The organism is Candidatus Pelagibacter communis (genome assembly GCF_001180225.1).
Classification (GTDB): domain Bacteria; phylum Pseudomonadota; class Alphaproteobacteria; order Pelagibacterales; family Pelagibacteraceae; genus Pelagibacter; species Pelagibacter ubique_D.
This window is the reverse complement of sequence record NZ_CVST01000002.1, coordinates 1-23,617: the sequence shown is the minus strand read 5'-3', so window position 1 is coordinate 23,617 and position 23,617 is coordinate 1. Positions and strand designations below refer to the sequence as shown.

Here is a 23,617-nt window from a genome sequence, read left to right as displayed (position 1 = left end):
ATGTTTGATGGAAATGATAAAGAGCAGTTGAGAAAAACTGAAGAGTTTGGATCAGAAATATTAAAAACTTGCGTAAGACTTGGAGGAGTAATCACAGGAGAGCATGGAGTTGGTATCGAAAAAAGAGAACTTATGTGTGAGATGTTTAATGATAATGATATTCAACAACAGTTAGATATTAAAAAATCATTAGATGAAAAAAACTTGTTAAATCCTGGAAAAGTATATCCTATTCTTAGAAAGTGCGCGGAGGAAGGAAGGGTTCATGTCCACAAAAGCAAAGATAAATTCCCAGATCTTCCAAGATTCTAATAATATTTATTATCCAAAAAATGAGAGTGAAGTTTCAGAATTAATTAAAGAACTTTACAAAAAAGACTCTCCTACAGAAATAATAGGAAATAATTCTAAAAGCTTTATAGGAAATAAAGCTCAATCAGCAAATACAATGTCACTTTCGAAGTTAACAGGCATAATAGATTACAGACCTGAAGAACTGTATATTAAAGTAAAGGCTTGCACACCAATTGAAGAAGTTGAAAAAATACTTGATGAAAATAATCAGGAATTAGCTTTTGAGCCTATTGATTTTGGCTACATAAAAAATGGTGCATCCAACAAAGGAACAGTTGCAGGTTATTTGTCTTGTAATTATGCAGGCTCTAGAAGGTTTAAAGTTGGAAGTGTTAGAGATCATGTTTTGGGCTTTAAAGGAGTAAACGGTAAAGGGGATCTTATCAAATCAGGTGGAACGGTAGTTAAAAATGTTACTGGTTATGATTTGTCAAAACTTATAGCTGGATCCTTTGGCACTTTAGTAGCTTTAACAGAAATCACTTTAAAAGTTTTACCAAAAAAAGATTCATCAAATACAATCGCAATTTATATTGATAAATTTGAAGAGATTTTTGATTTATTTATTAAGTTATCTAGTTCAAGCAGTGAAATATCAGGAGCAGTATATGTTCCAAATAAATCAAAGGATGATGATTTTTTAAAGAAAAAAAATTCTGTATTAAAATTTAATGATTTAAAATCAAATACTTCTTTTCTAGCTTTTAGAGTAGAGGGAGATAAAATTTCAATTAAGGAAAAAATTAAAAATTTAAGTAAAGAGCTTGAACTTAATAAATTTGAAATTTCTACTTTAGATGTTTATCAATCGGAACCATTTTGGAAAAAAATCAATAATTTAGAAATTTTTGAAAATACAAAAAATAATTTAATCAGAATGGTTATTCCTCCAGCAAAAGGATCGAATTTGTTAAAATTTTTAGATAATAAATATAAATATTTTGTAGATTGGTGTGGATCGTTATTCTGGATAGAAGTTGATGAACAAAAAGAAGAAAAAATAAAAGAGCTAAAAAAAATAGCTTTAGAAGCTGGTGGTTATTTAACTGTAATAAAAACTTCTGCAGATTATGATTATGGAGAATCAATTTTTACAGTTGATGACATACGTTTGATGATTTCAGAAAAAATTAAGAAAAGTTTTGATCCAAAAAGAATTTTAAACCCTGGAAAAATGTATAGAGGAATTTAATGCAGACAAAATTTACTGAACAGCAACTTAAAGATTCTGATAATTTTGCTACAGAAAAAGTGTTTAAAAAGTGTGTTCACTGTGGAATGTGTAATGCTACTTGCCCTACACATCAGCTGTTAGGTGATGAATTGGATGGACCAAGAGGTAGAATTTATCTCATAAAAGACATGTTGGAAAATAATAGAAAACCAACCGAAAAAGTTGTTAAGCACATTGATCGTTGTCTTTCATGTTATAGCTGTATGACTACTTGTCCTGCTGGTGTAAATTACATGCACATCATAGATCATGGAAAAAAATATATTGAAAAAAATTATCAAAGATCTTTTTTTGATAAACTAATTAGATATTTTTTATCAATCACTTTACCAAATGTTAAAGTATTTAGACTTTCAAGTTTTTTTGTTAAATTGGCAATACCATTCAAATTCTTAATGCCTACAAAGATTAAAGACATGATTGAATTAATGCCAACAACTTTTCCAAAAAAAACTTTACCTATTAAAGAGATTTATAAAGTTTCAGACAAGAAAAGAATAGCAAGAGTTGCTTTATTAACTGGGTGTGTACAAAAAGAAATTTCACCTCAAATAAATGAAGCAACAATTAGATTGTTAAATAGACATGGGGTTGAAGTTGTAGTTCCAAAAAAAATTCGTTGCTGTGGATCTTTAAATCACCATCTAGGAAAAGAAGAGGATGCTCACCAAGATTTTAAAAACAATATAAATACTTGGTATGAGGAGCATCAAAAGGGAAATCTAGACGCAATTTTATCTAATACATCGGGTTGTGGTACTACCATGAAAGATTATGGTTTTATTTTTAGAGATGACAAAGAATTAAGTAAAAAAGCTAAAGTCATATCAGATCTCACAAGAGATATTTCTGAATATATTTTTGAAAGTTTAAAGTTAAATATAAAATCTAAAGGAAAGAAATATAAAGTTGCTTATCACTCTGCATGTTCAATGCAGCATGGTCAAAAAGTCCATTCACAACCAATTTCATTACTTGAAAAAACTGACAATGAAATTATGGAAATTCCACAAGGACATATTTGTTGTGGATCAGCTGGAACTTACAATATTTTACAATCAAAAATTGCAAAACAACTATTAAAAAACAAGGTAAATAATATAGAAAGTTTAAATCCTGATTTTATTTCAACAGGAAATATTGGTTGTATTACCCAAATTTCTCATGGTACTAAAGTCCCAATTTTACATACAATTGAAGTTTTGGATTGGTACACAGGCGGTCCCAAACCTGAAATTTTAAAATAGGGGTTTTATGAAAAAAATTTTAATTACTAGAAGACTGATCCGAGAGAGCGAAGATAAAGCATCAAAATTATTTGAAGCTAAATTTAATTCAAATGATGAACTTTATTCACAATCAAAAATTATTGAAATGAGCGAAGGATGTGATGGAATTTTATCATCTTTAACTGAAAAATTAGATGCTGATACAATAAATAAACTTCCAGATAGTATTAAAATAATTTCAAATTTTGCAGTTGGTTTTGGAAACATTGATTTAGATGCTGCTAAAAAAAGAGGTATTGCTGTCACTAATACTCCAGAGGTTTTATCAGATGCTACTGCTGAGATAGGAATATTACTTATATTAGGAGCTTGTCGAAGAGCGTCAGAGGGAATCGAGTCTGCTCGTGAGGGTGGATGGAAATGGTCTGCAGATTATTTAATTGGAAAACAGTTAACAGGAACAAGATTAGGAATTTTAGGTATGGGTCGTATCGGTCAAAAGATTGCGAATATTGCTAAATCTTTAGGCATGGTTATTCATTATCATAATCGTTCAAAGTTAAGTGAGGATAAAGAGCAGGGTGCAATTTATCATGATAGTATAAAAAGTCTTTTTTCAGTTTCAGATGTTTTATCTATCTGTTGCCCAGCTACAAAGGAAACAGAAAACCTAATAAATAAAGAGACAGTTGAGTATTTCCCTAAAGGTGCTGTGATAACAAATGTTGCTCGAGGTGATATAGTTGATGATGAAGCTTTGATTGATGCATTGAATAGAAGAAAAATTTATGCTGCAGGATTAGATGTTTATAAAAATGAACCAAACTTAAATCCTGGTTATTTAAAAATCCCGAGTGTTTTTGTTCTGCCTCATTTAGGAAGCGCTACAAAAGATACTAGAATTGCAATGGGAAATTTAGCGATAGACAATATAGAAGAATTTTTTAGAACTGGTAATTGCGTTAATAAAGTTAACTAAATTTTAATGAATAAACCTGTTCTAGCTAAATCAAAAGCTATTATAATCTTTTTAGTTTTTGCTTTAGGATATTTTATTTCTACTCTCTTAAGAGCAATAACTGCAACAATTTCACCTGAATTAGTAAATGAATTTAATCTTTCTGCAGGAGAGCTTGGATTATTGGGAGGTGGATATTTTCTAGGATTTGCAAGTGTACAAATTCCTTTAGGCTATATGTTAGACATGAGAGGTCCAAGAAAAATTGTTTCATATTTTTTATCATTAACCATTGTTGGTTTATTAATATTTGCTCTCGCTCAGAATTTTTTAACTCTTTTAGTATCAAGAATAATTATAGGAGTTGGTGTTGGAGCTTGTTTAATGGGGCCTTTGACAGCTTATCGGATTTGGTATCAAGATGAAACCCAACAACGTGCAAACTCATGGATGTTAATGGTCGGTGCAATTGGTATGTTGTCATCAAGTTTACCAGTTCAATTTTTCTTACCTATAATTGGTTGGAGAAATATATTTTTTCTTTTAGCTTTCATAACTTTGGTTTGTATAATTTTGATAATTATTTTTATCCCTCAGTGGACTTCAAAAGGTAATCAGAAAAAGGATGATGCAAAATTGAGTATTGTTTGGCAAAATCAATTCTTCAGAAGTGTTATTCCAATGGGCTTTTTTAGCACTGGAGGATTATTTGCTATCCAAACTCTATGGGCTGGTCCTTGGATGACAAAAGTATCTGGTTATACACCAGAGGAAAGTGCAAAAGGGTTATTTTTAATTTATTTTTTTATGCTGCTATCATTTTTAATATGGGGATATTTTGTTCCAAAATTTTCAAAGAACGTTAATGATGCAATCAGATTGTTGAAATATGGTTCACCATTAAGTTTATTGGTATTGGGTGTAATTATTTATCTAGGTCCAAATACAGAGTCAATTCATTGGGCATTATTTATAGTTTCAGCTGTATTTTTGTCCTTAATCCAGCCAGCTGTTGGAATGGCTTTTTCTGTTTCTAATGCAGGTAAAGCTCTAACTTCTTATAATCTATTGATATTTATAGGTGCCTTCTTTCTGCAATGGATAATTGGGCTTATTATAGATTTAGGATTAAGTTTAAACTACTCTGAAATTGTTTCATTTCAATTAGCAATGTCTTTTGTACTAGTTTCGTCTTTAACTTCTTATTTATATTTTTTATTAAAAAATAATTAATTTAGATGTTTATAAATTGTAGTTCTAGATACACCCAATTTTCTTGATGCTGCAGAAATATTATTAGTCTCACTAAAAGTTGATCTAATTAAGATACATTTTTCTCTTTTAATTTTTGTATCTTCACAATTTTTACAAGCGTAAGTTTTGTTTTGTTTGCCAGTTTCTATAAATTTACTTTCTTTAAAATTTTGACTTTTGACCACAAAAACAGATGAACCTAAATGATCTGTTATCTTTAGAGTTTTATTATTTAAGATATCTGATGCAATTGATGAAAATGAAGTTGTAAAAATTTTATTAAAATTTTCATTTTTCAAGTCAACTAGTCCGTTAAGCATAATTTTTGCATTGTTGTTTGCGCCCACAATTAATCCATCCCCATTTATTGCCAGCATCCCAACACTAGTTGTAGTTAGATATTCTTGTCTTGGGTGAAAAGAAATAATTAATTCGTTTTCAAACTTTTTAATAAACAATTTGGTTTCGATACTTCTAGTTGCAAGTCTTACTAAAGCTAGCGTATGTTGTTCTCTGGACATTGAGTCTGTTGAAGCATCAATAATACCAATAATTTTACCGTCATAATTTATGATTGGACTTGCAAAGCACGAAATATTTTCATGAGCAGTAAAAAAGTGTTCTTTACCTGAAACGATAGTTGGTTTTTTTAGTTCAACAGATAATCCAAGACCGTTTGTTCCACAAATTTTTTCTGCCCAAATTGAACCTGGTATTACTGTTTTACCAACGTCAGTTTGTAAACAAGATTTGTCATAAATTGTATCCAAGACTAATCCTTTCTCATCTGAGTAAGCCACCATAAAATTTGTTCCTGCTATTTGGGAATATAAAAGTTCTAGTTCAGGAATAATTATTCTTCTGATAGTTTCATTTCGCTCTTTTATCTCTTTTAATTCGATTGATGAAATTACACTTTGTTTAGGATCATTAAACGGATCAAGGCCTTCACTAATACATCTCAACCAACTTTCATTAATATCTTTTCCCATCTCATAAGAGCTCATATTCCTTTTGTGTAGGATATTTCTAAGTTCGCTGTTTGAGTGACTTAAGTTTGACATTTTAAAAGTTTATTTGTTTTTCTAGATACAACAACCAACCACAGGTTGTAATTGTTAACTTTTTGTACATATAAAGATACCGTTGACTCCATTCTATATCAGAATTTTAATAGTGTTATTTAAATATTAAAGGAGAGATAATAATGAAAGCACAGGTTTTGCATAAATATGACCCTGAAATGAAAGAAAAGGTCTGGGTCACAGGTGAGGAGATGCCAGATCCTAAAATTAAAAAGGCGTCTGACGTTATAGTTAAAATTGGTGCTGCAGGAGTTTGCAGAACTGATTTACATATTATTGAAGGAGTATGGAAACATATCCAAGATCCAGATGGAAAATTATTACCATGTGTAATGGGACATGAAAATGCTGGTTGGGTAGAGGATGTAGGTTCAGACGTTACTGAATTTAAAAAGGGTGATCCTGTAATATTACACCCACTTATTTCTGGAACAGGAGGAACTTGTTTAGATTGTAGAAGAGGTAATGATATGCATGCTGAAGCAGGTGCATTTCCTGGATTAAGTATTAAAGAAGGTGGCTACGCTGAACTATTAAAAACTAGTGTTAGAAATCTAATTAAACTTCCAAAAGTATTAGCGCCTAAAGATGTTGCACCTTTTTCAGATGCAGGTCTTACAGCTTATAGAGTGGTAAAAAAAGCAACAAGACATTTGCTACCTGGTCAGAGCTGTACAATTATTGGCGCAGGAGGTTTAGGTCACATCGCTATTCAATGTTTAAAAGCCATGTGTGCAGCAGATATTATTATTGTTGAAAAATCTGAAGCAGCATTGAAACATGCAATGGAACTTGGTGGTGACCACGGAGTTTTAATTGATGGAAACGAAATTGAAAAAGTTCAAGAACTAACAAAAGGAAAAGGTTCTGAAGCTGTAATTGATTTCGTAGGTGAAAAAGGATCTACTGCCATGGGAATTCAAATGACTTCTAATGGTGGTTTTTACTACATAGTTGGATATGGAGAAGAAATTAAATCACTTGCAGTTGATTTAATTATTTCTGAGAAAACAATTGTAGGTAATTTAGTGGGAACGTGGTCTGAATTATATGAATTAATGGAGTTAGCTGACAGAGGTAAAGTTAAGCTCTCTATGCAGGAGTATAGTTTAGACGATGCTAATAAAGCGCTTCATGATCTTAACGATGGTAAGGTTAAGGGACGAGCTGTTTTAGTTCCATAAAAAAAAAGAGAGGTGATAATGAAAATAATAAAAACCTGCTTAACGGCTGTAATATCAAGTATGATGATATTTAGCCCTATGGCATATGCTGATAAGTGGAGTGATCAATTCCCACATATCAAAGCAACAGGAGATATTCCAGGTGATTGTTCTTATGAGGAAATGTCTAAGAAAAATTACAAAGGAAAAACTCTTAAAATAAATACTCACGCAATTCCAGTAATGGGAGAGCCAACAGCTCTTCATGCTGAACAGTTTGAAAAATTAACTGGAGCTAAAGTTGAAGTTACTCATACACCAGCGGGTGATTTGTATTCTAAAGCAATGGTTCCTTTTCAAGCTGGACAAGCACCTTACGATATTGTGTTTGGATTTTCTAACTTTATCAATGACTGGAAAAGATATTTAGCACCAGTTCCTAAGAAGTATATGAACTCAACAGAGATGAAAGACGTAACTAAATCTCATATGGGTGTATCATCTTGGGATGGAACTATGTACCAGTATCCAGTTGATGGTGACAGACACTATCTAAAATATAGAAAAGACGTCATTGATAATCCTGAAATGCAAAAAAAATATAAAGCAGAAACAGGAAAAGATCTAAAAGTTCCAACAACTTGGAAAGAATATGCTGAGATGGCAAAATTCTTTAATGGTTGGGACTGGGATGGAGATGGTGAGTTAGAATATGGTTCAGCTGAAGTTATGAAAAAAGACGACTTAATGTTCGCAGCTTTTTTCAGCAGATCAGTTGCATATGCTAAAAATCCAAGAACTCCAGGTGGTTTCTTTTTTGATTTAGAAACTATGAAACCAAACATTAATAATCCAGGTTTCGTTGAAGCTTTAACTGATTGGGTTGAAGCTACTAAATATGTTCCTCCAGGGGGAACTAACTTTGGTCTAGGTGACGAAATTGGATCATTTGGTGGTGGACAAACTTTATTTAGTTTTTCATGGGATGATGCGTTTATTGCAGCGATGCAGGATGATAGCCCTATTAAAAACAAAGTAGGTGCAGCTCCTCTTCCAGGTGCTAACAAAGTTTGGAACAGAGTTTCAAATAGCTGGGAAAACCAATACAACCAAGCTCCTTACATTGTTTGGGGTTGGGCAGTTGGTGTTGCTAAGAAAAGTAAAGTAAAAGATATGGCGTTTGATTATCTTTGCTTCTTCTCAAATGGAGCAAACCACCAAGCTGACTTAGCAATTGGTAGATTTGGTGTTAACCCTTTCAAAAACTCTGACTTCGACCCTAATATTTACATTAATAGTATGGGTTGGGATCCAGAGATCGCTAACAGTTACACTCAAACACTTTTAGATATGGAGAAAAGTAAAAATAGAGTTTTCCCTCTAAGAGTTCCAGGTGTATTTGAGTTTACAAGTGCTGTTGCTACAGGAACTTCTAAAGCTTTAGCAGGACAATTGTCTCCTCAAGAAGCGTTAGACGAAGTTGCTAAAGAGTGGGAAGCAATTGTAAGCAGAGTAGGTAAAAAAGCAGTAAGAGATGCCTACGCTGTTGGTGTTAAAATGGAAGATAACCAACTATAATAATACTTAATTTATGTGGCCGTTTATTAAAATGGCCACATATAAAAAACATAATATAATCCAATTTTACAAATGAACTTTAAGCATAAATATTTCTTTCTGTTTCCAGGTCTATTTGTGCTGATTGGAATTTTAATCTTTCCAATTATTTTTGTTGTTAGATTAAGTTTATCTGGATGGAATAGTTATAATCCAGGTTTAGATTTTATAGGTATAGAAAACTATATCCGTCTATTTACAGACGACCCAAGATTTTGGGAATCTTTTTTTAGATTAAGTTTTTTATCTGTTACAACAGTAATTCTCCAGTATGTAATTGGATTTGCTCTTGCACATATGGTTTGGAAAGACATCAAATTTAAAAGATTTTTTAGAGTATTATTTTTAGTTCCAATGATGACAACTCCAGTAATTATGACTGTTATTTGGAGAACTTTTTTTCATGAGTCTTTAGGACCTGTTAATGATATTTTATCTAATTTTGGTTTATCTCCGAAATGGTTAACAGACCCAGCTTTAGCTAAATTTACAGTAATTATAGTTGAGGTTTGGCAGTGGACACCGTTTATGTTTCTACTTTTATTAGCAGGTTTATTGTCATTACCTAAAGAACCATTTTTAGCTGCTGCAATTGATGGAGCTAGTCCAGTCAGAAAGTTTATTTATGTAACTTTTCCGCTAATGGCACCTATATCAATTGGGGCAATAATTATAAGATTAATTGAGGCATCTAAAATTATGGATACGGTATATGTCCTAACATCAGGAGGTCCAGGTACCTCAACAGAAACATCAAGTTTTTATATTTTTATTAAGGGATTGAGAGAGTTTCAAATGGGATACGCAGCTTCGATGTCTTTTACTTACTTAATTATTATGATCATAAGTTTAACAATTATTGCAAAGGTTTTAACTAAATTACTTTTAAAAGAATAAATTATGAGCAAGCTTTATACATTTTTAAAATATTTTTTTATTGTCTTTTGGGCAGTTTTTGTTGTTGCTCCTTTTCTTTGGGCCTTAACTACATCGTTTAAAGATTTTCAATCTGTAAATGGGGGAGTTACGTATATACCATGGGTAGATTTTGAACCTAATTTAGAGGGTTGGAAAGTTTTGATAAAATCTCCAGCTAAAGGTGGAGTTGATATAGTAGAACCTTATTTCAATAGTTTATTTGTAACCTGTACTGCAAGTTTAATTAGTATAATTCTTGGCACATTGTCAGCTTATGCTTTATCCAGATACACCTTTAAAGCAGGTTTTGTAAAAAATAATGACATTACATTTTTCTTTATTTCTCAAAGAATTATGCCGCCAATTGTTTTGTCAATTCCATTTTTCTTATTTCTAAGTTCAATTAATTTATTAGATAGCCTCGTAGGATTGATTGTAGTTTATATTGTTTTACTGATGCCTATTGCAGTTTGGATTATGGTTGATTTCTTTAATAAAGTTCCAAGAGAGATTGATGAAACAGCTTTGATTGATGGATGTAATCCTTATCAAGCTTTCTTAAAAGTGGTGCTACCAAACTCAATACCAGGATTAATTGTTGCTGGTATGTTTTGTATTATTTTTGGATGGATAGACTTTTTCTTTGCATTCATTTTAACTTTCACAGAAGTACAGTTATTACCAGTAAAAATTGTTGCTTTGAACTCATCTGTTACTCCATGGTGGAGCTTATCAGCATCTGCCCTGGTTTCAGTTGCACCATTAATTATAGTAGCCTTCATAGTTGAGAGATATCTATCTAAAGGAAACCTATCAGGAGCAATTAAATAATGAATTTAATTGCTAACAACTTAACCTATAAACCAAGTGAAGAATATCACTTAAATGAAGTGTCCTTTAATTTTAAAGAGGGGAATTTATACACAATTCTTGGAAGAACTTTGTCAGGTAAAACAACTTTACTAAAAACTATAGCTGGTCTTTTAACTCCAGATAGCGGTGCTATCGAATTTGATGGTAAGGATTTTTTAAAGGTTCCAGTTTGGCAAAGAAATGTAGCTATGGTGTATCAACAATTTATTAATTACCCTCATTTAAATGTATTTGAAAATATTGCTTTTCCTTTGAGACAAAGAAAAATCGATAATGAAGAAATCAAAAATAAAGTAATGGAGTCTTTAAAATCAGTTGGGTTAGTTGGCTATGAAAACAGAAAAATACAGGAGTTGTCTGGTGGTCAGCAACAACGTGTCTCTCTAGCAAGATCATTAGTTAAAAATGCTAAAATATTATTGCTAGATGAGCCTTTAGTTAATTTAGATTACAAATTGAGAGAACAGCTTAGAGAGGAATTTAAGAGTTTGTTTTCAAAGGGTTTAGCTGATGAAACTATTTTAATTTATTCTACTACAGACCCAAGAGAGACCATGGAACTAAATGGAGAAGTAATTGTTTTAGATGAGGGGAAAGTGCTACAAGTAGGTCCAGCAAAAGAAATATTTGAGAACCCAAGTTCTTTAAAAGTTGCTGAAATTTCTAACGACCCACCTATGAATATTATTGAAGCAGAAATATCAAATGAGCAAATAAGATTTGAAGGTATTGAAATTAAAGCGCCTAATCATTTATCAAAGTTAACAGATAGCGGACTAAAGATTGGTTTAAGATCTTCAGACATTGAACTTAATGAAAATGGTCATGAATTTGAAGTTGAGCTTGCTGAAATTAGTGGTTCTGAAACTTTACTCCATTTAAAAAGAGGAACTATAAAAATTATTATGTCTATAGAAGAGGTTTTGAATTTTAAAATTCATGACAAGATTAAAATAGATTTTAAAATAGATAGAGCTTATGCCTTTGCTGCTGATGGTAAATTAGCATCCTCACCATTTGGAGGAAACAATGGCTAAAATTGATTTAAGTAATATCTCACATTCTTACAATCCAAATGATCCAAATCCAGTTTATGCATTAAATCCATTTTCGATGACTTGGGAGAACGGAAATAGATATGCAATCTTAGGTCCTTCTGGATGTGGAAAAACAACGATGTTAAATATTGTTTCTGGATTAGTAAGACCATCAGCTGGAAAAATATTATTTGATGATAAGAATGTTACAGATTTAAAAACAGAAGAAAGAAATATTGCTCAAGTTTTTCAGTTTCCAGTAATTTATAACACCATGACAGTTTTTGAAAATCTTGCTTTTCCATTAAAGTGCAGAGACTTTTCAAAAGCCAAAATAGATGAAAGAGTCAACTCTGTTGCAGAAACTTTAAATTTAAAATCTTTTTTAAACTCTCCTGCGCGAAAATTAACAGCAGATCAAAAACAATTAATATCTTTAGGAAGAGGTTTGGTACGAGAAGATGTTGCTGCAGTTTTAATGGATGAGCCTTTAACTGTTATTGATCCTGATCTAAAATTTAGATTAAGAAGAAACCTAAAAGAAATAAACGAACAATACAAAACAACGTTAGTTTATGTAACACATGATCAAAACGAAGCCATGACATTTGCAGATAATATAATTGTGATGAGCGAAGGAGAAGTTGTACAAACAGGTTCGCCCAAAGAATTATTTGAAAGACCTAATACAACTTTTGTTGGTTACTTTATTGGTTCACCTGCTATGAATTTATTTGATAGTGAAGCAACTTCAGAAAATACTGTTAAAATAAATAATACAATAATTAAAACGAATACAAATTTGTCTAATTTAAAAAATAAAAATATAAAATTAGGAATTAGATCTGAGTTTATTAAAATTGCAAAAAATCAAAGTGAAAATCTTGTTGATGTGAATGTTCAAAAGGTTGAAGATTTTGGTAATTACAAATTAATTACTGCGAGAATGGATAATTTTGAAATTAAATCTAAAGTTAATAGAGAAACCGAAATTTCAGGTGAAAAAATTAAACTTCATATTCCAGCTGAAAAGTGCTGTATTTACGAAAATAATAAATTAATTTAAGTTTTAAATTCTACCTATAATTGCAAAAAAATCCTATCTAACCCATTCTAGGTCACTTTTTAGAAAGACTCTAATATGAAAATATGTTTTAGTGCTCGCCAAGTTAATTAACTAGAGGAGAATAAATGATTAAGAATAAGAAATCTTTGAAGAGTTCTAAAACTCCTTCAAGAAGAAAGTTCTTTAAAGCAGCGGCAGCAACTGGTGCAGCAACAGCAGCAGCAGTAGCTATGCCAAACATTGCTTTAGGTGACGGTCACGTTACTTTAAAAATGCAAGCTGCTTGGCCATCAGGTGCTAACATCTTTTTCGAAATGGCGTCAGACTATGCGAAAATGGTTAGCGATATGTCAGATGGTAAATTAAAAATTGACGTTCAACCAGTTGGAGCAGTTGTAAAAACTTCTGAAATTGGACAAGCGGTTAGTTCTGGAGTAGTAGATATGGGTCACTGGGTGACAGCATACTGGTACGGAAAAAACCCTGCTGCATCTCTTTTTGGAACAGGTCCTTCATACGGAATGTCATCTCAAGAAGTTATGGGATGGATGGAGTATGGTGGAGGAAGAGCTTTATACGATGAAGCTGTAAAAAGCGTAGGATTTAATTACTACGGTTTCTTCCATATGCCAATGCCTGCTCAGCCTTTTGGTTGGTTCAAAAAGAACGTAACTAAAGTATCTGATGTTAAAGGTATGAAGTATAGAACTGTTGGTCTAGCGACTAACGTTTTAACTGCTATGGGAATGGTTGTAAGACAGTTACCAGGTGGTGAAATCCAACCGGCAATGAAAACTGGTTTGATTGATGCTGCTGAGTTTAACAACCCAACATCAGACTCACAGTTTGGAATGCAAGACGTATCTAAACATTATCACTTAGGAAGTTTCCACCAATCTCAGGAAATGTTTGAAGTGCCGATTAACAAGAAAAGATACGATAGCCTTTCACCAGCTCATCAAGCTATCTTGAGAAATGCTGCTTATGCTGCAAACTCAGATAACTACTTCAAAGCATTGGTTAGATATTCAACTGACCTTGCTAAGTTGATGAATGAGCATAAGGTAAACGTTTACCAAACATCTGATGCAATTTTAGCTGAGCAATTAAAAGGCTGGGATAAAGTTGTAGGAGAGTTTGCTGCTAAAGACGCTTTCTTCAAAAAAGTAGTAGACTCACAAAAAGCATACGCTAAGAGAACTATGAAGTATCTGTTGATGAATCAACCGAACTACAAATTAGCTTATGAAAATGAGTTTGGTCCAATCGAAAAAGTTAAAATCTAATTAACTTTAAAATAAATTTAAAAGGGGGTTGAAAAACCCCCTTTTTTTTACACGTATTTTAATATATTTCTTTGATATGAGGTCATTTATTCAATTTGCAGATACTCTCAGCACATCGATGGGAAAAGCTTTTTCTTGGTGCATCGTAGTTTTAATGGGAGGAACTGTTTATGAAGTAGTGATGGCTTATGTTTTTAATTCTCCAACGTTATGGAATTTTGATTTTAGTATGCAAATGTATGGTGCAATTTTAATGATGTCAGGAGCTTATTGTTTAGCTACCGAGTCTCACGTAAGAGGTGATGTTATATATAGATTGTTTAGTCAAAGAACCCAGGCTTGGATTGATTTAGTATTATATTTTATTTTCTTTTTTCCTGGAGTAATTGCATTAGCTTTTTACGGATACGAGTACGCAGCGCTTGCTTGGAAAATAAAAGAGACCAGTTGGAGTAGTCCAGCTCAAATTCAGATTTATATGGTTAAAACAATGATACCAGCTGCTGGTGTTTTATTAATCATTCAAGGGATTAGCGAAGTATTCAGATCAATTATTTGTATTCAAACAGGACAGTGGCCAGCAAGAATGGTTGTGGCTGAGGAAACAGAACAAGTTTTAATGAGAACAGCTCAAGAAGAGGACGATAAAAATGTTATTTAGTTTAACAAATCCAGAAATTGCAATTTTGATGATGGGTATGTTTTTGTTTGCAGTTCTCTTAGGTTTTCCGATTGCTTTTACTTTAATGGCTATGGGAATTGGGTTTGGATATTTTGCTTATTACGATGCAACAATGATGGAGCACATTTTTGATAATCGTATATTCCAATTGTTTGTTCAAAACACTTACACAGTAATGGACAACAATGTTCTTACTGCTGTACCTTTATTTTTATTCATGGGCTATCTTGTTGAAAGAGCAGGAATTGTAGCTAAATTATTTTTTGCAATTAGATTGGCTGCACACAAGCTCCCAGCTTCAATGGCGGTAGCTGCATTAATTACGTGTACTTTATTTTCGACTGCAACAGGAATTATTGGTGCCGTTGTAACTTTGATGGGACTGTTAGCTTGGCCTGCAATGGTTAAAGCAGGATATGATAAAAAATTTGCGTCAGGAATAATTTGTGCTGGTGGATGTTTAGGAATTTTAATTCCACCAAGCATTATGCTTATTGTTTATTCCGTAATAGCCCAACTATCACCCTTAAGACTTTTTGCAGCAGCAATATTCCCAGGTTTACTTTTAGCAGGTCTTTATATTGCCTATGCAGTATTTAGAGCATGGTTAAATCCATCGATAGCTCCTAGACCTCCAAAAGAAGATATCCCACCAACTGGTGAAATTCTAAAAGAAGTTTTAGTTTCTTTCGTTCCGCTGTTTGGTTTAATTATGCTTGTTTTGGGAACTATTTTAGCAGGTATTGCAACTCCAGCAGAAGCAGCTGCAGCAGGAGCCTTTGGAGCAATCCTTTTATCTTGGTTTTATAAAACACTTAAATGGCAAAACTTTAAAGAGTCTGTATTTTTAACCGCCAAGACAACTGCAATGATTATGTGGTTGTTTATTGGTTCCTGGACTTTCTCATCAGTATTTTCTTATTTAGGTGGACACGAAGTATTTGAGCACTTCTTTACCTCTATAAATATTACTACGTGGCAGTTTTTAATCATTACTCAAATAATCATTTTCCTTTTAGGATGGCCTTTAGAATGGACTGAAATTTTGATTATTTTTGTTCCAATATTCTTGCCATTGTTAGAGGTATTTGGTGTTAATCCATATTTCTTTGCAATGTTAATTGCTTTAAATTTACAAACTTCTTTCTTAACTCCACCAATGGCGATGTCAGCCTATTATTTAAAAGGAGTTCAAAAATCTAATGTAGAACTTTTGGATATATTTAGAGGAATAATGCCTTTCTTAGCAATTGTAATTTTTGCAATGTTTTTAATGTATATGTTCCCAGGAATAGCACTTTGGTTGCCGGAAACTTTATTTGCACAATAAAAAAAAATGACAGATGTTTTTTCGTTAAAAGTTGAAGAACTTGCTGGAAAAATTAAAGACTCTCAAATTACTTCAGTAGAGTTGTGCAAAATTTATATCGACAGAATAAATAAATTTGAAAAAGACGTAAAAGCATGGGCGCACTTTGACAAAAAACTTTTATTAGAAAAAGCAGCAGAGGCGGATGAACATAGAAATTTAGGAAAACCTCTTGGTCCACTTCATGGAATTCCCGTTGCAGTAAAAGATATTGTTGGAACTCTTGATATGCCTACAGAATGTGGAACATCAATAAGAAAAGGTAAATCATATTCTCAGAATGCTGAAATAGTTGATTTATTAATTTCAGCTGGTGCGATTGTGATGGGAAAAACAGCAACATCTGAATTAGCTTTTTTAGGCCCCTCAAAAACTACAAATCCTCATGATTATTCTAGAACTCCAGGTGGATCATCCAGTGGATCTGCTGCAGCAGTAGCTTCTTTTATGGCTCCGCTTGCAATTGGTTCTCAAACAGGAGGTTCGGTTATAAGACCTGCATCTTATTGTGGAGTTGTTGGTTATAAGCCCAGTTATGGATTAATAAGTAGAAATGGAGTTCTTAAAACATCTGAAAAATTAGATCACATTGGTGTTTTTGGAAGATCGGTAGAAGATGTTGCTCTTCTTGCCAAAATATTAATCAAAAAAGATAATTATGACACAGCAACAGTTCATTACTCTAGCGATGAAATGTTAGCAGAAACAAAAAAAGGACCTTTGTTTGATCCTAAATTTATTTTTTACAAAACTGATCATTGGAAGCTTCTTGGAAAAAAATCAAGAGAAGCATTTGAATACTTTATAAAATCATTCAAAAATAATATCGAAGTTTTTGATACACCTTCGTACTTTAAAGATATTCATAAATACCATCAAATAATTCATGAGACAGATTTAGCTAATAATTTTTCACTCTATTTTAAAAAATATAAGAAAAAATTATCTAAGTATATGCAAGATGCAATTTTAAATGGTAACAAACATTCTGCAAAAGAATATGCAGAAGCTATAGATTTTATGAAAAGAAGTTATGAATCTTATAAGGAAGTTTTTGAGGATTATCATGGAGTTTTATCCCCATCTAGTCCTGGGGTAGCACTGAAAGGTTTAAAAAGCACAGGAACGGCAGAATTTAATAAAGTATGGTCTTATTTAGGTACACCTTGTATATCATTACCTATACTTCAAGGTGAAAACAATTTACCTTTAGGTGTACAATTAATTGGCGCAAAATACGATGATCAAAGATTTTTAGGTGTTGCTAATTGGTTAGAAAAGGAATGTAATAATTAAATGCAAAAATTTACAACATTTTTAGGTTCTCTTCTCGCAATTGCTTTTTTAGTAGGACTTGCAACAACGTTGACTAGATCATCGATGATTGGATTTTTTGATGTTCTTCCTGTTTATATTTTAATGGGTGGAGCAATTTTTATGATGGTTTACGAAGCGTTTTTCGATAAAAAATAATTTTTCTTAATATAAAATTGTCTAGTCAAAATAAAAATTTATTAGCTTTATCTCTTTTATTTATTCAACCAATATTCATGGCATCTAATTTAATTGTTGCTAGAGGTGGTGTTGAGTTTGTGCCCCCAATTTCATTAGCTTTTTGGAGGTGGACGTTTGTATTTTTACTTCTTTTACCTTTCACATATTCATCATTAAAAAAAAATTTCAAAGTTATTAAAAATGAATACTCAAAATTATTTTTTCTAGGAGCAATGGGATGTGGAGTTTGTGGGGCTTTTCCTTTTTTAGCAGGTAAAACGACAACTGTTACAAATATGGGAATTATTTATACCTCATCTCCTATTTTTATAATTATAATTTCTGCAATATTTTTTAAAGAGAAAATTAATTTATTAAAAATTATTGGTTTGATTTCGTGTTTAGTTGGAGTTTTAGCAATTATTATTAAAGGAGATTTAAATTTACTTTTAAATTTAAATTTCACCATTGGAGATTTATGGATGTTGGCAGCTGCGATTGGCTGGGCCTTATATTCGATTTATTTATTTTACTGGAAATCTCAATTATCGATTTTTACTAGATTTTCTATGATATCTTTTTTTGGTACAGTAAGTTTATTTCCATTTTATTTGGTAGAAGAAATTTATTTTGAACAAACTATATTTAATTCTGATTTTTTATTGTGGACTATATTTGCAGCCGTTTCACCAGGAATTATAGCATTTACTTTATATACTAAAGCTCAAGAAAGCTTAGGAGCTTCACTTACTGGTTTTACTTTGTATGTATTTACTATCTATGCAGCAATTTACGGATTTATATTGTTTGATGAAAATTTAGAAACATTTCATTATATTGGTACTGCACTTGTTTTTGTTGGAGTTTACTTAGCAAAGAAAAATTATGATACCAAAACCTAGGAAATTAATTTTGCAAATTATATTTTGGATCTTAGTTATATATTTTATTTTACTAGCTTATCTGTTTATATTTCAAAGAAATCTAATGTATCATCCCCAGGAAAATAATTATTCAGGAGATAAAATAGAAGTAGAAATAGAAAAAGTTCAAATTCAAACAGCAGATAACGTTAGCCTTTTAGGATGGTTTCATAAAAAAGATTTGAAAAAATTTAAGACCGTTGTTTACTTTCATGGAAATGCAGGAAGCCTAGAAAATAGAATTCATAAATTGAATCATTTTAAAAATATGGATGTAAATTTTTTAATTATCGCTTGGCGTGGATTTAGTGGAAATTTAGGAAAACCATCTGAAAATGCTTTATATGAGGATGGAAAAAGTGCAATTAACTGGCTTAAAAATAAAGGTTTGAGCGACAGTGATTTAATTATTTATGGAGAGTCCCTTGGCACAGGAATTGCAACTGAGGTGTCTCAAAATAAAAAATATGCTGGCTTAATTTTAGAAACACCTTTTACTTCAATGGTAGCAGCAGCTAAGAATTTTTATCCATACATTCCTGTTTCCCTAATATTGAAAGATAAATATAAAAATGATGAAAAAATAAAAAACATCAATATTCCAGTTTTAGTAATGCATGGCGAAAAAGATCAAATTGTTCCTTTTTCAATGGGAAAGAAGATATTTGATTTAGCAAATGATCCAAAGTCTTTTTATTTTACCAAACATGACAATCATATGATGGAATTTGATAATAATATGGTTTTTCAACTAAGTTCATTTATAAAAAGTTTAAATTAAGCCACAATCAAAACAATTTTATTCCAAAAATTCTAATTAATTTCTAATCATGAAGAAATTATTTATTTGTATTTTTTTGACTTTTCTTATTTCGGGAACTTCCTTTTCCAAAGAAAATTTGTCTTCAATTGAAAATTTATTTTTTATTGATCAAATGAACTCGCATGATGAAAATTTTGCTTTGTATTTTAAACCGAGAGAAAAAGCTATATTAGCAAAAGGGGAAGTAAGTAATTATATCAATGATTACCCTAAAGATCTTTATATATATGATTATAAAACAGAAGTATCATCACCATTAATTTCTTATGAATGGTTCCCAAGGAAAGCAAAAAATTTTTTGAAGGAATATAATTTTCCAGTTTTCCCAGATGATTTTGCTTATTATCTATTAAAGGATAACAAAACATTGGTCATGATTAGTGCTGTTAAAAGTTTAAAAGTAAATTTCAAATACGATATTGTTGAAAAGAAATTAGATTTATATCCAACTAATGGAAAATTTGATTTCATTATTTCATCTATTGCAAAAGATTGTGGACACTACAAATTTAAGGATAATTTTAGATGTAGTTTCTATAAACCTTTAATATCAAGCACTTTAATTAAGTAATTTGCGTAAAGGCATCAGCAAATTTTTCAGCTTCAAAAATTTGCAGATCATCTTCCTTTTCCCCTAAACCAAGTGCAATGATTGGTATTTTATATTTTTTGGCTACAGCCAGAAGTATTCCCCCCTTAGCTGTTCCATCTAATTTTGTCATTACTAATCCTGTAATTGGAATAATTTTATCAAATTCTTCAACTTGATTTAAAACGTTTTGACCTGAAGTTGCATCTAAAACTAAAATCACATCATGAGGTGCGCTTTCATCTATTTTTTTTGTAACGTTTGCTATTTTTTTATATTCTTCCATTAGGTTTTTTTTATTTTGTAATCTTCCAGCGGTATCAATTAGAACTTGATTAAAATTGTTTGATATAGAAGTTTCTATTGCCTTATAGGCTACAGATGCAGGATCAGAACCTTGTGAAGATTTTGTAATTTCAACATCAATTTTTTTGGCCCAATTTTCTAATTGCTCTATAGCAGCAGCTCTAAAGGTATCTGATGCTGCCAACATAACCTTATTTCCATTTTCTTTTAATATTTTACTAATTTTCCCAATAGTTGTTGTTTTGCCAACACCGTTAACTCCGGATACTAAAATGGCATTAAGTTTTTCTTTATTTTTAAAAAATTCATTGTTTTCTAAAGGTTTCATAACTGAGATAATGTAGTCTTTAAGAATATTATTTATCTCAGCAGTTAAATCTTTGTTTGGATCTATTTTTGTTTTTGAGATTATTTCTCTAATTTCTGAAGCAGAAGCTACACCAACGTCTGACTGAATTAAATAATCTTCAATTCTGTCTAAAGTTTTGTCATCAATTTCTTTTTTGATAACTATATCTCTTAAGCCCGATGTAAAAGCTGAAGCACTTTTTTTAAATCCTGATTTAAATTTTTCGAAAATTCCCATTAAATTTCTATATTAATTTCTTTTATATCAGAAACAGGACCCTTCATGTGGATACTATTTTTTTCATCTATAGATATCGTCAATCTTCCAGTAGAAAATTCTATGTTAACTTTATCGCTAGCAAGTCCTGCTTGCTTAGCAGCATAGGCAGTAGCACAAGCTGCAGTTCCACATGCTTTTGTCAAACCAGCTCCTCTTTCCCAAACTTTTACCTTTATTAACTCTTTATTTATTATTGTAGCTATTGTGACATTACATTTTTCGGGAAAAAGTTTGTGGTTTTCTATTTCTGGGCCAATTTTTTCTATTTCGAATTGTTCGTTGTCTTTTACAAAAAAAATTATATGAGGATTTCCCACATTAACAGCCGTTCCTCCAAAAAATTCATTATTATTTGAATCAACAATTTTAATATTTAAGTTTTTAGTTTCTAATTCTTCAGATAATGGAATTTCATTCCATTTAGTTCTGCCCAAACCAATTTCAGTAGATACTAATTTTTCTCCTAAAATATGAGATTTTAAATGGCCAGATAAAGTTGTTAAAATAATCGTGCCTTTATTTTTTTCTTTACCTAATAGCTTAGCCACACACCTTGTGCCATTTCCACAAGCACCAGAAACCCCACCATCAGAGTTAAAAAATTCTATTGAAGCATCATAATTTTGGTCTTTATTAATAAATATAAGTTGATCGCATCCTACAAAGTTCCTGTCACAAATTTTAACTATTTGATCTTTGGTAAGATTTGTAACTTTTTCTCTATTATCAATAATTACAAAATCATTGCCTAAACCGTCCATTTTAAATGCTTTAATATTCATAATTAGATATTTAACTTATTTATTGACTTTTTGAACCTCTATTATAGGTTGTCGCCGTTTCCGCAAAAACATTAACTTTGCGGTGTCTTTGGAAACAAAGAGATCGACACTAGTCAGCGAGAGTTCGCCCACTAGTGCGTTACTGCTATGCGTAACAAAAAAATATATGTTTGAAAATTTAACAAATAAATTTGAAGAAATTTTTTCTTCTTTAAAAAAAGCACCCTCTCTGAATGAAGCTCAGGTAGATGAGGGCCTGAGAAGTATTAGGCAAGCATTGCTTGAGGCAGATGTTTCTTTAGATGTTGCAAAAGAATTTGTTGAAAACGTAAAACCTAAAGCTTTAGGACAAGAAATCATAAGATCAACTTCTCCTGGAGATATGGTTGTAAAAATTGTCTACGATGAGCTAGTAAACTTACTAGGTTCTAGCAATGCAGACATAAATTTAAATGCTGTACCACCAGTTCCTATGATGATGGTTGGTTTGCAGGGTTCGGGTAAGACAACTTCTACTGCAAAATTAGCTAAATATTTAGAAGATAATAAAAAGAAAAAAGTGATGATGGTCAGTTTGGACATTTATAGGCCAGCAGCACAAGAACAGCTTAGATCTTTAGGTGAACAGAATAATATTTTGACACTTCCAATTATTGAAGGTCAACAACCAACTGATATTTGCCAAAGAGCCATGAGTGCAGCAAATCTAAATGGAGCAGATATAATTTTGTTTGATACAGCTGGGAGAACTCAAATTGATTTACAAATGATGAGTGAGATCAAACAAATTGAGAGTATTATTAATCCAGCAGAAACTTTTCTTGTGGCAGACTCTCTTACAGGTCAAGTTGCTGCTTCAGTTGCAAAAGAGTTTAAAAACACAGTTAACTTATCTGGAATAATATTAACTAGAGCTGACGGTGATGCCAGAGGTGGAGCTGCCGTGAGTATGAAATATGTATCAAATGTTCCAATAAAATTTTTGGGTATAGGTGAAAAAATAGAAAATTTTGAGGTATTTCATCCAGATAGAATAGCAAATAGAATTTTAGGAATGGGAGACATTGTTTCTCTCGTAGAAAAAGCTGCTCAAGATTTAGGCGAAGAGAACATTAAAAAAGCTGAAGAAAATTTAAAAAAGGGTCAATTTTCTATGGAAGATTACCTTTCTCAATTAAGACAAATGAAAAAAATGGGAGGCATTGAGGGGATCATGTCTTTTATGCCAGGAGTATCTAAAATTAAATCTCAAATGGATTCAGCAGGGATCGATGAGAGTATAATAACAAAAAATGAAGCTGTAATTTTATCAATGACAAAAAAAGAGAGACAGAATCCAAAAATAATTGATGGTTCAAGAAAAAAAAGAATTGCTAATGGCTCTGGCACAGATCCAGCCACTATCAATAAATTGCTTAAGCAATTTAAAATGATGTCTGAAATGATGAAAAAGATGTCAAAAGGAAATCTGAAAGGTATGTCTGATCAAGGGATACCACCAGAGCTATTTAATAAACTAAAATAATAAAATAAGGAGAACAAATGTTAAAACTTAGATTATCAAGGGGAGGCTCTAAAAAGAGACCAGTTTACAAAGTTGTTGTAGCTGACAGTCGTTTCCCAAGAGATGGAAGATTTATAGAAAAAGTTGGTTTTTTTAACCCACTACTTCCTAAAGATAAAAAAGAAAGAGTAGGTCTTGAAGCTGAAAGAATTAAATATTGGCTAGGTCAAGGCGCTAAACCAACAACAAGAGTTGCAAGAATTTTAGGTGAAAATGATTTAATCCCTATGCCAGCAGCTGGAAACAATCCAAATAAAGCTGTTCCTAAAAAAGAAAGAAATAAAAAAGAGGAAGATGGTGCAGAAGCCCCTAAAGCTCCAGCAGCAGAAGCAGCTCCAGCAGCAGAAGCAGCTCCAGCAGCAGAAGCAGCTCCAGCAGCAGAA

General features: G+C 31.7%; 24 protein-coding genes. 21 read left to right on the top strand and 3 right to left on the bottom strand.

Annotation, left to right across the window (positions count from 1 at the left end; genetic code table 11):
- The 5 genes from AMN99_RS00125 to AMN99_RS00105 form a co-directional block, all read left to right on the top strand.
- Positions 1-312, top strand: a 312-nt coding sequence (locus AMN99_RS00125; protein ID WP_306452572.1) for an FAD-linked oxidase C-terminal domain-containing protein, incomplete at its 5' end; no start/stop codon positions are given.
- Positions 266-1,546, top strand: a complete 1,281-nt coding sequence (locus tag AMN99_RS00120; protein ID WP_075505845.1) for an FAD-binding protein — start codon at positions 266-268, stop codon at positions 1,544-1,546. The genes AMN99_RS00125 and AMN99_RS00120, both read left to right, overlap by 47 nt.
- On the top strand, positions 1,546-2,835 hold the full coding sequence (gene glcF, locus AMN99_RS00115) for a glycolate oxidase subunit GlcF (RefSeq protein ID WP_075505844.1): 1,290 nt from the start codon (positions 1,546-1,548) through the stop codon (positions 2,833-2,835). The genes AMN99_RS00120 and glcF overlap by 1 nt, the downstream gene beginning before the upstream one ends.
- A gap of 7 nt (positions 2,836-2,842) precedes the next feature.
- Positions 2,843-3,796, top strand: a complete 954-nt coding sequence (locus tag AMN99_RS00110) for a 2-hydroxyacid dehydrogenase (RefSeq protein ID WP_075505843.1) — start codon at positions 2,843-2,845, stop codon at positions 3,794-3,796.
- A gap of 6 nt (positions 3,797-3,802) precedes the next feature.
- The gene (locus AMN99_RS00105) at positions 3,803-5,008 is read left to right on the top strand and encodes an MFS transporter (protein ID WP_075505842.1); all 1,206 of its coding nucleotides are present in this window, start codon (positions 3,803-3,805) and stop codon (positions 5,006-5,008) included.
- Here the strand turns inward: AMN99_RS00105 and AMN99_RS00100 are convergent.
- The gene (locus tag AMN99_RS00100; protein ID WP_256998077.1) at positions 5,005-6,036 is read right to left on the bottom strand and encodes a sigma-54-dependent Fis family transcriptional regulator; all 1,032 of its coding nucleotides are present in this window, start codon (positions 6,034-6,036) and stop codon (positions 5,005-5,007) included. The two genes, AMN99_RS00105 and AMN99_RS00100, sit on opposite strands and share 4 nt — an antisense overlap.
- Positions 6,037-6,236: 200 nt before the next feature.
- On the opposite strand from AMN99_RS00100, the gene AMN99_RS00095 reads away from it, so the two are divergent.
- The 14 genes from AMN99_RS00095 to AMN99_RS00035 all read left to right on the top strand — a co-directional run bounded on the left by AMN99_RS00095 (position 6,237) and on the right by AMN99_RS00035 (position 19,936).
- Complete coding sequence (locus AMN99_RS00095) at positions 6,237-7,298, top strand: NAD(P)-dependent alcohol dehydrogenase (protein WP_075505840.1); 1,062 nt, start codon at positions 6,237-6,239, stop codon at positions 7,296-7,298.
- A gap of 18 nt (positions 7,299-7,316) precedes the next feature.
- Complete coding sequence (locus AMN99_RS00090) at positions 7,317-8,855, top strand: extracellular solute-binding protein (protein ID WP_082255123.1); 1,539 nt, start codon at positions 7,317-7,319, stop codon at positions 8,853-8,855.
- 72 nt (positions 8,856-8,927) lie between these two features.
- Positions 8,928-9,791 (top strand): carbohydrate ABC transporter permease, encoded by an 864-nt coding sequence (locus tag AMN99_RS00085; protein ID WP_075505839.1) that lies wholly within the window; start codon positions 8,928-8,930, stop codon positions 9,789-9,791.
- Positions 9,792-9,794: 3 nt separating this feature from the next.
- Entirely contained in the window at positions 9,795-10,643 is an 849-nt protein-coding gene (locus tag AMN99_RS00080) for a carbohydrate ABC transporter permease (RefSeq protein ID WP_075505838.1), read from the top strand.
- Positions 10,643-11,722 carry an ABC transporter ATP-binding protein gene (locus AMN99_RS00075; RefSeq protein WP_075505837.1) on the top strand — a complete coding sequence of 360 codons (1,080 nt, stop codon included), beginning with the start codon at positions 10,643-10,645 and terminating at the stop codon, positions 11,720-11,722. The genes AMN99_RS00080 and AMN99_RS00075 overlap by 1 nt, the downstream gene beginning before the upstream one ends.
- Entirely contained in the window at positions 11,715-12,788 is a 1,074-nt protein-coding gene (locus AMN99_RS00070; RefSeq protein WP_075505836.1) for an ABC transporter ATP-binding protein, read from the top strand. Before AMN99_RS00075 ends, AMN99_RS00070 begins: the two co-directional genes overlap by 8 nt.
- Before the next feature lie 125 nt (positions 12,789-12,913).
- A complete protein-coding gene (locus AMN99_RS00065) occupies positions 12,914-14,074 on the top strand; it encodes a TRAP transporter substrate-binding protein (protein WP_075505835.1) in 1,161 nt (386 codons plus the stop codon).
- Between the two features lie 76 nt (positions 14,075-14,150).
- Entirely contained in the window at positions 14,151-14,735 is a 585-nt protein-coding gene (locus tag AMN99_RS00060) for a TRAP transporter small permease subunit (protein WP_075505834.1), read from the top strand.
- Complete coding sequence (locus tag AMN99_RS00055; protein ID WP_075505833.1) at positions 14,725-16,086, top strand: TRAP transporter large permease; 1,362 nt, start codon at positions 14,725-14,727, stop codon at positions 16,084-16,086. Before AMN99_RS00060 ends, AMN99_RS00055 begins: the two co-directional genes overlap by 11 nt.
- 6 nt (positions 16,087-16,092) lie before the next feature.
- On the top strand, positions 16,093-17,421 hold the full coding sequence (locus AMN99_RS00050; protein WP_075505832.1) for an amidase: 1,329 nt from the start codon (positions 16,093-16,095) through the stop codon (positions 17,419-17,421).
- Positions 17,422-17,598 (top strand): hypothetical protein, encoded by a 177-nt coding sequence (locus tag AMN99_RS05710; RefSeq protein WP_179850415.1) that lies wholly within the window; start codon positions 17,422-17,424, stop codon positions 17,596-17,598.
- Between the two features lie 17 nt (positions 17,599-17,615).
- A complete protein-coding gene (locus AMN99_RS00045) occupies positions 17,616-18,521 on the top strand; it encodes a DMT family transporter (RefSeq protein ID WP_075505831.1) in 906 nt (301 codons plus the stop codon).
- An 85-nt stretch (positions 18,522-18,606) separates the two neighbouring features.
- A complete protein-coding gene (locus AMN99_RS00040) occupies positions 18,607-19,323 on the top strand; it encodes an alpha/beta hydrolase (RefSeq protein ID WP_218836783.1) in 717 nt (238 codons plus the stop codon).
- 49 nt (positions 19,324-19,372) lie between these two features.
- On the top strand, positions 19,373-19,936 hold the full coding sequence (locus AMN99_RS00035) for a hypothetical protein (RefSeq protein ID WP_075505829.1): 564 nt from the start codon (positions 19,373-19,375) through the stop codon (positions 19,934-19,936).
- On the opposite strand, the gene ftsY is transcribed toward AMN99_RS00035, so the two are convergent.
- Positions 19,929-20,846 (bottom strand): signal recognition particle-docking protein FtsY, encoded by a 918-nt coding sequence (gene ftsY, locus AMN99_RS00030; protein WP_075505828.1) that lies wholly within the window; start codon positions 20,844-20,846, stop codon positions 19,929-19,931. The genes AMN99_RS00035 and ftsY overlap by 8 nt on opposite strands.
- The gene (gene dapF / locus AMN99_RS00025) at positions 20,846-21,670 is read right to left on the bottom strand and encodes a diaminopimelate epimerase (RefSeq protein WP_075505827.1); all 825 of its coding nucleotides are present in this window, start codon (positions 21,668-21,670) and stop codon (positions 20,846-20,848) included. Before dapF ends, ftsY begins: the two co-directional genes overlap by 1 nt.
- A 166-nt stretch (positions 21,671-21,836) precedes the next feature.
- Between dapF and ffh the strand changes: the two genes are divergently transcribed.
- On the top strand, positions 21,837-23,195 hold the full coding sequence (gene ffh / locus AMN99_RS00020; protein WP_075505826.1) for a signal recognition particle protein: 1,359 nt from the start codon (positions 21,837-21,839) through the stop codon (positions 23,193-23,195).
- 17 nt (positions 23,196-23,212) lie between these two features.
- Positions 23,213-23,617: 30S ribosomal protein S16 (gene rpsP, locus AMN99_RS05915; protein WP_075505825.1), on the top strand; the 405-nt coding region annotated here is incomplete at its 3' end.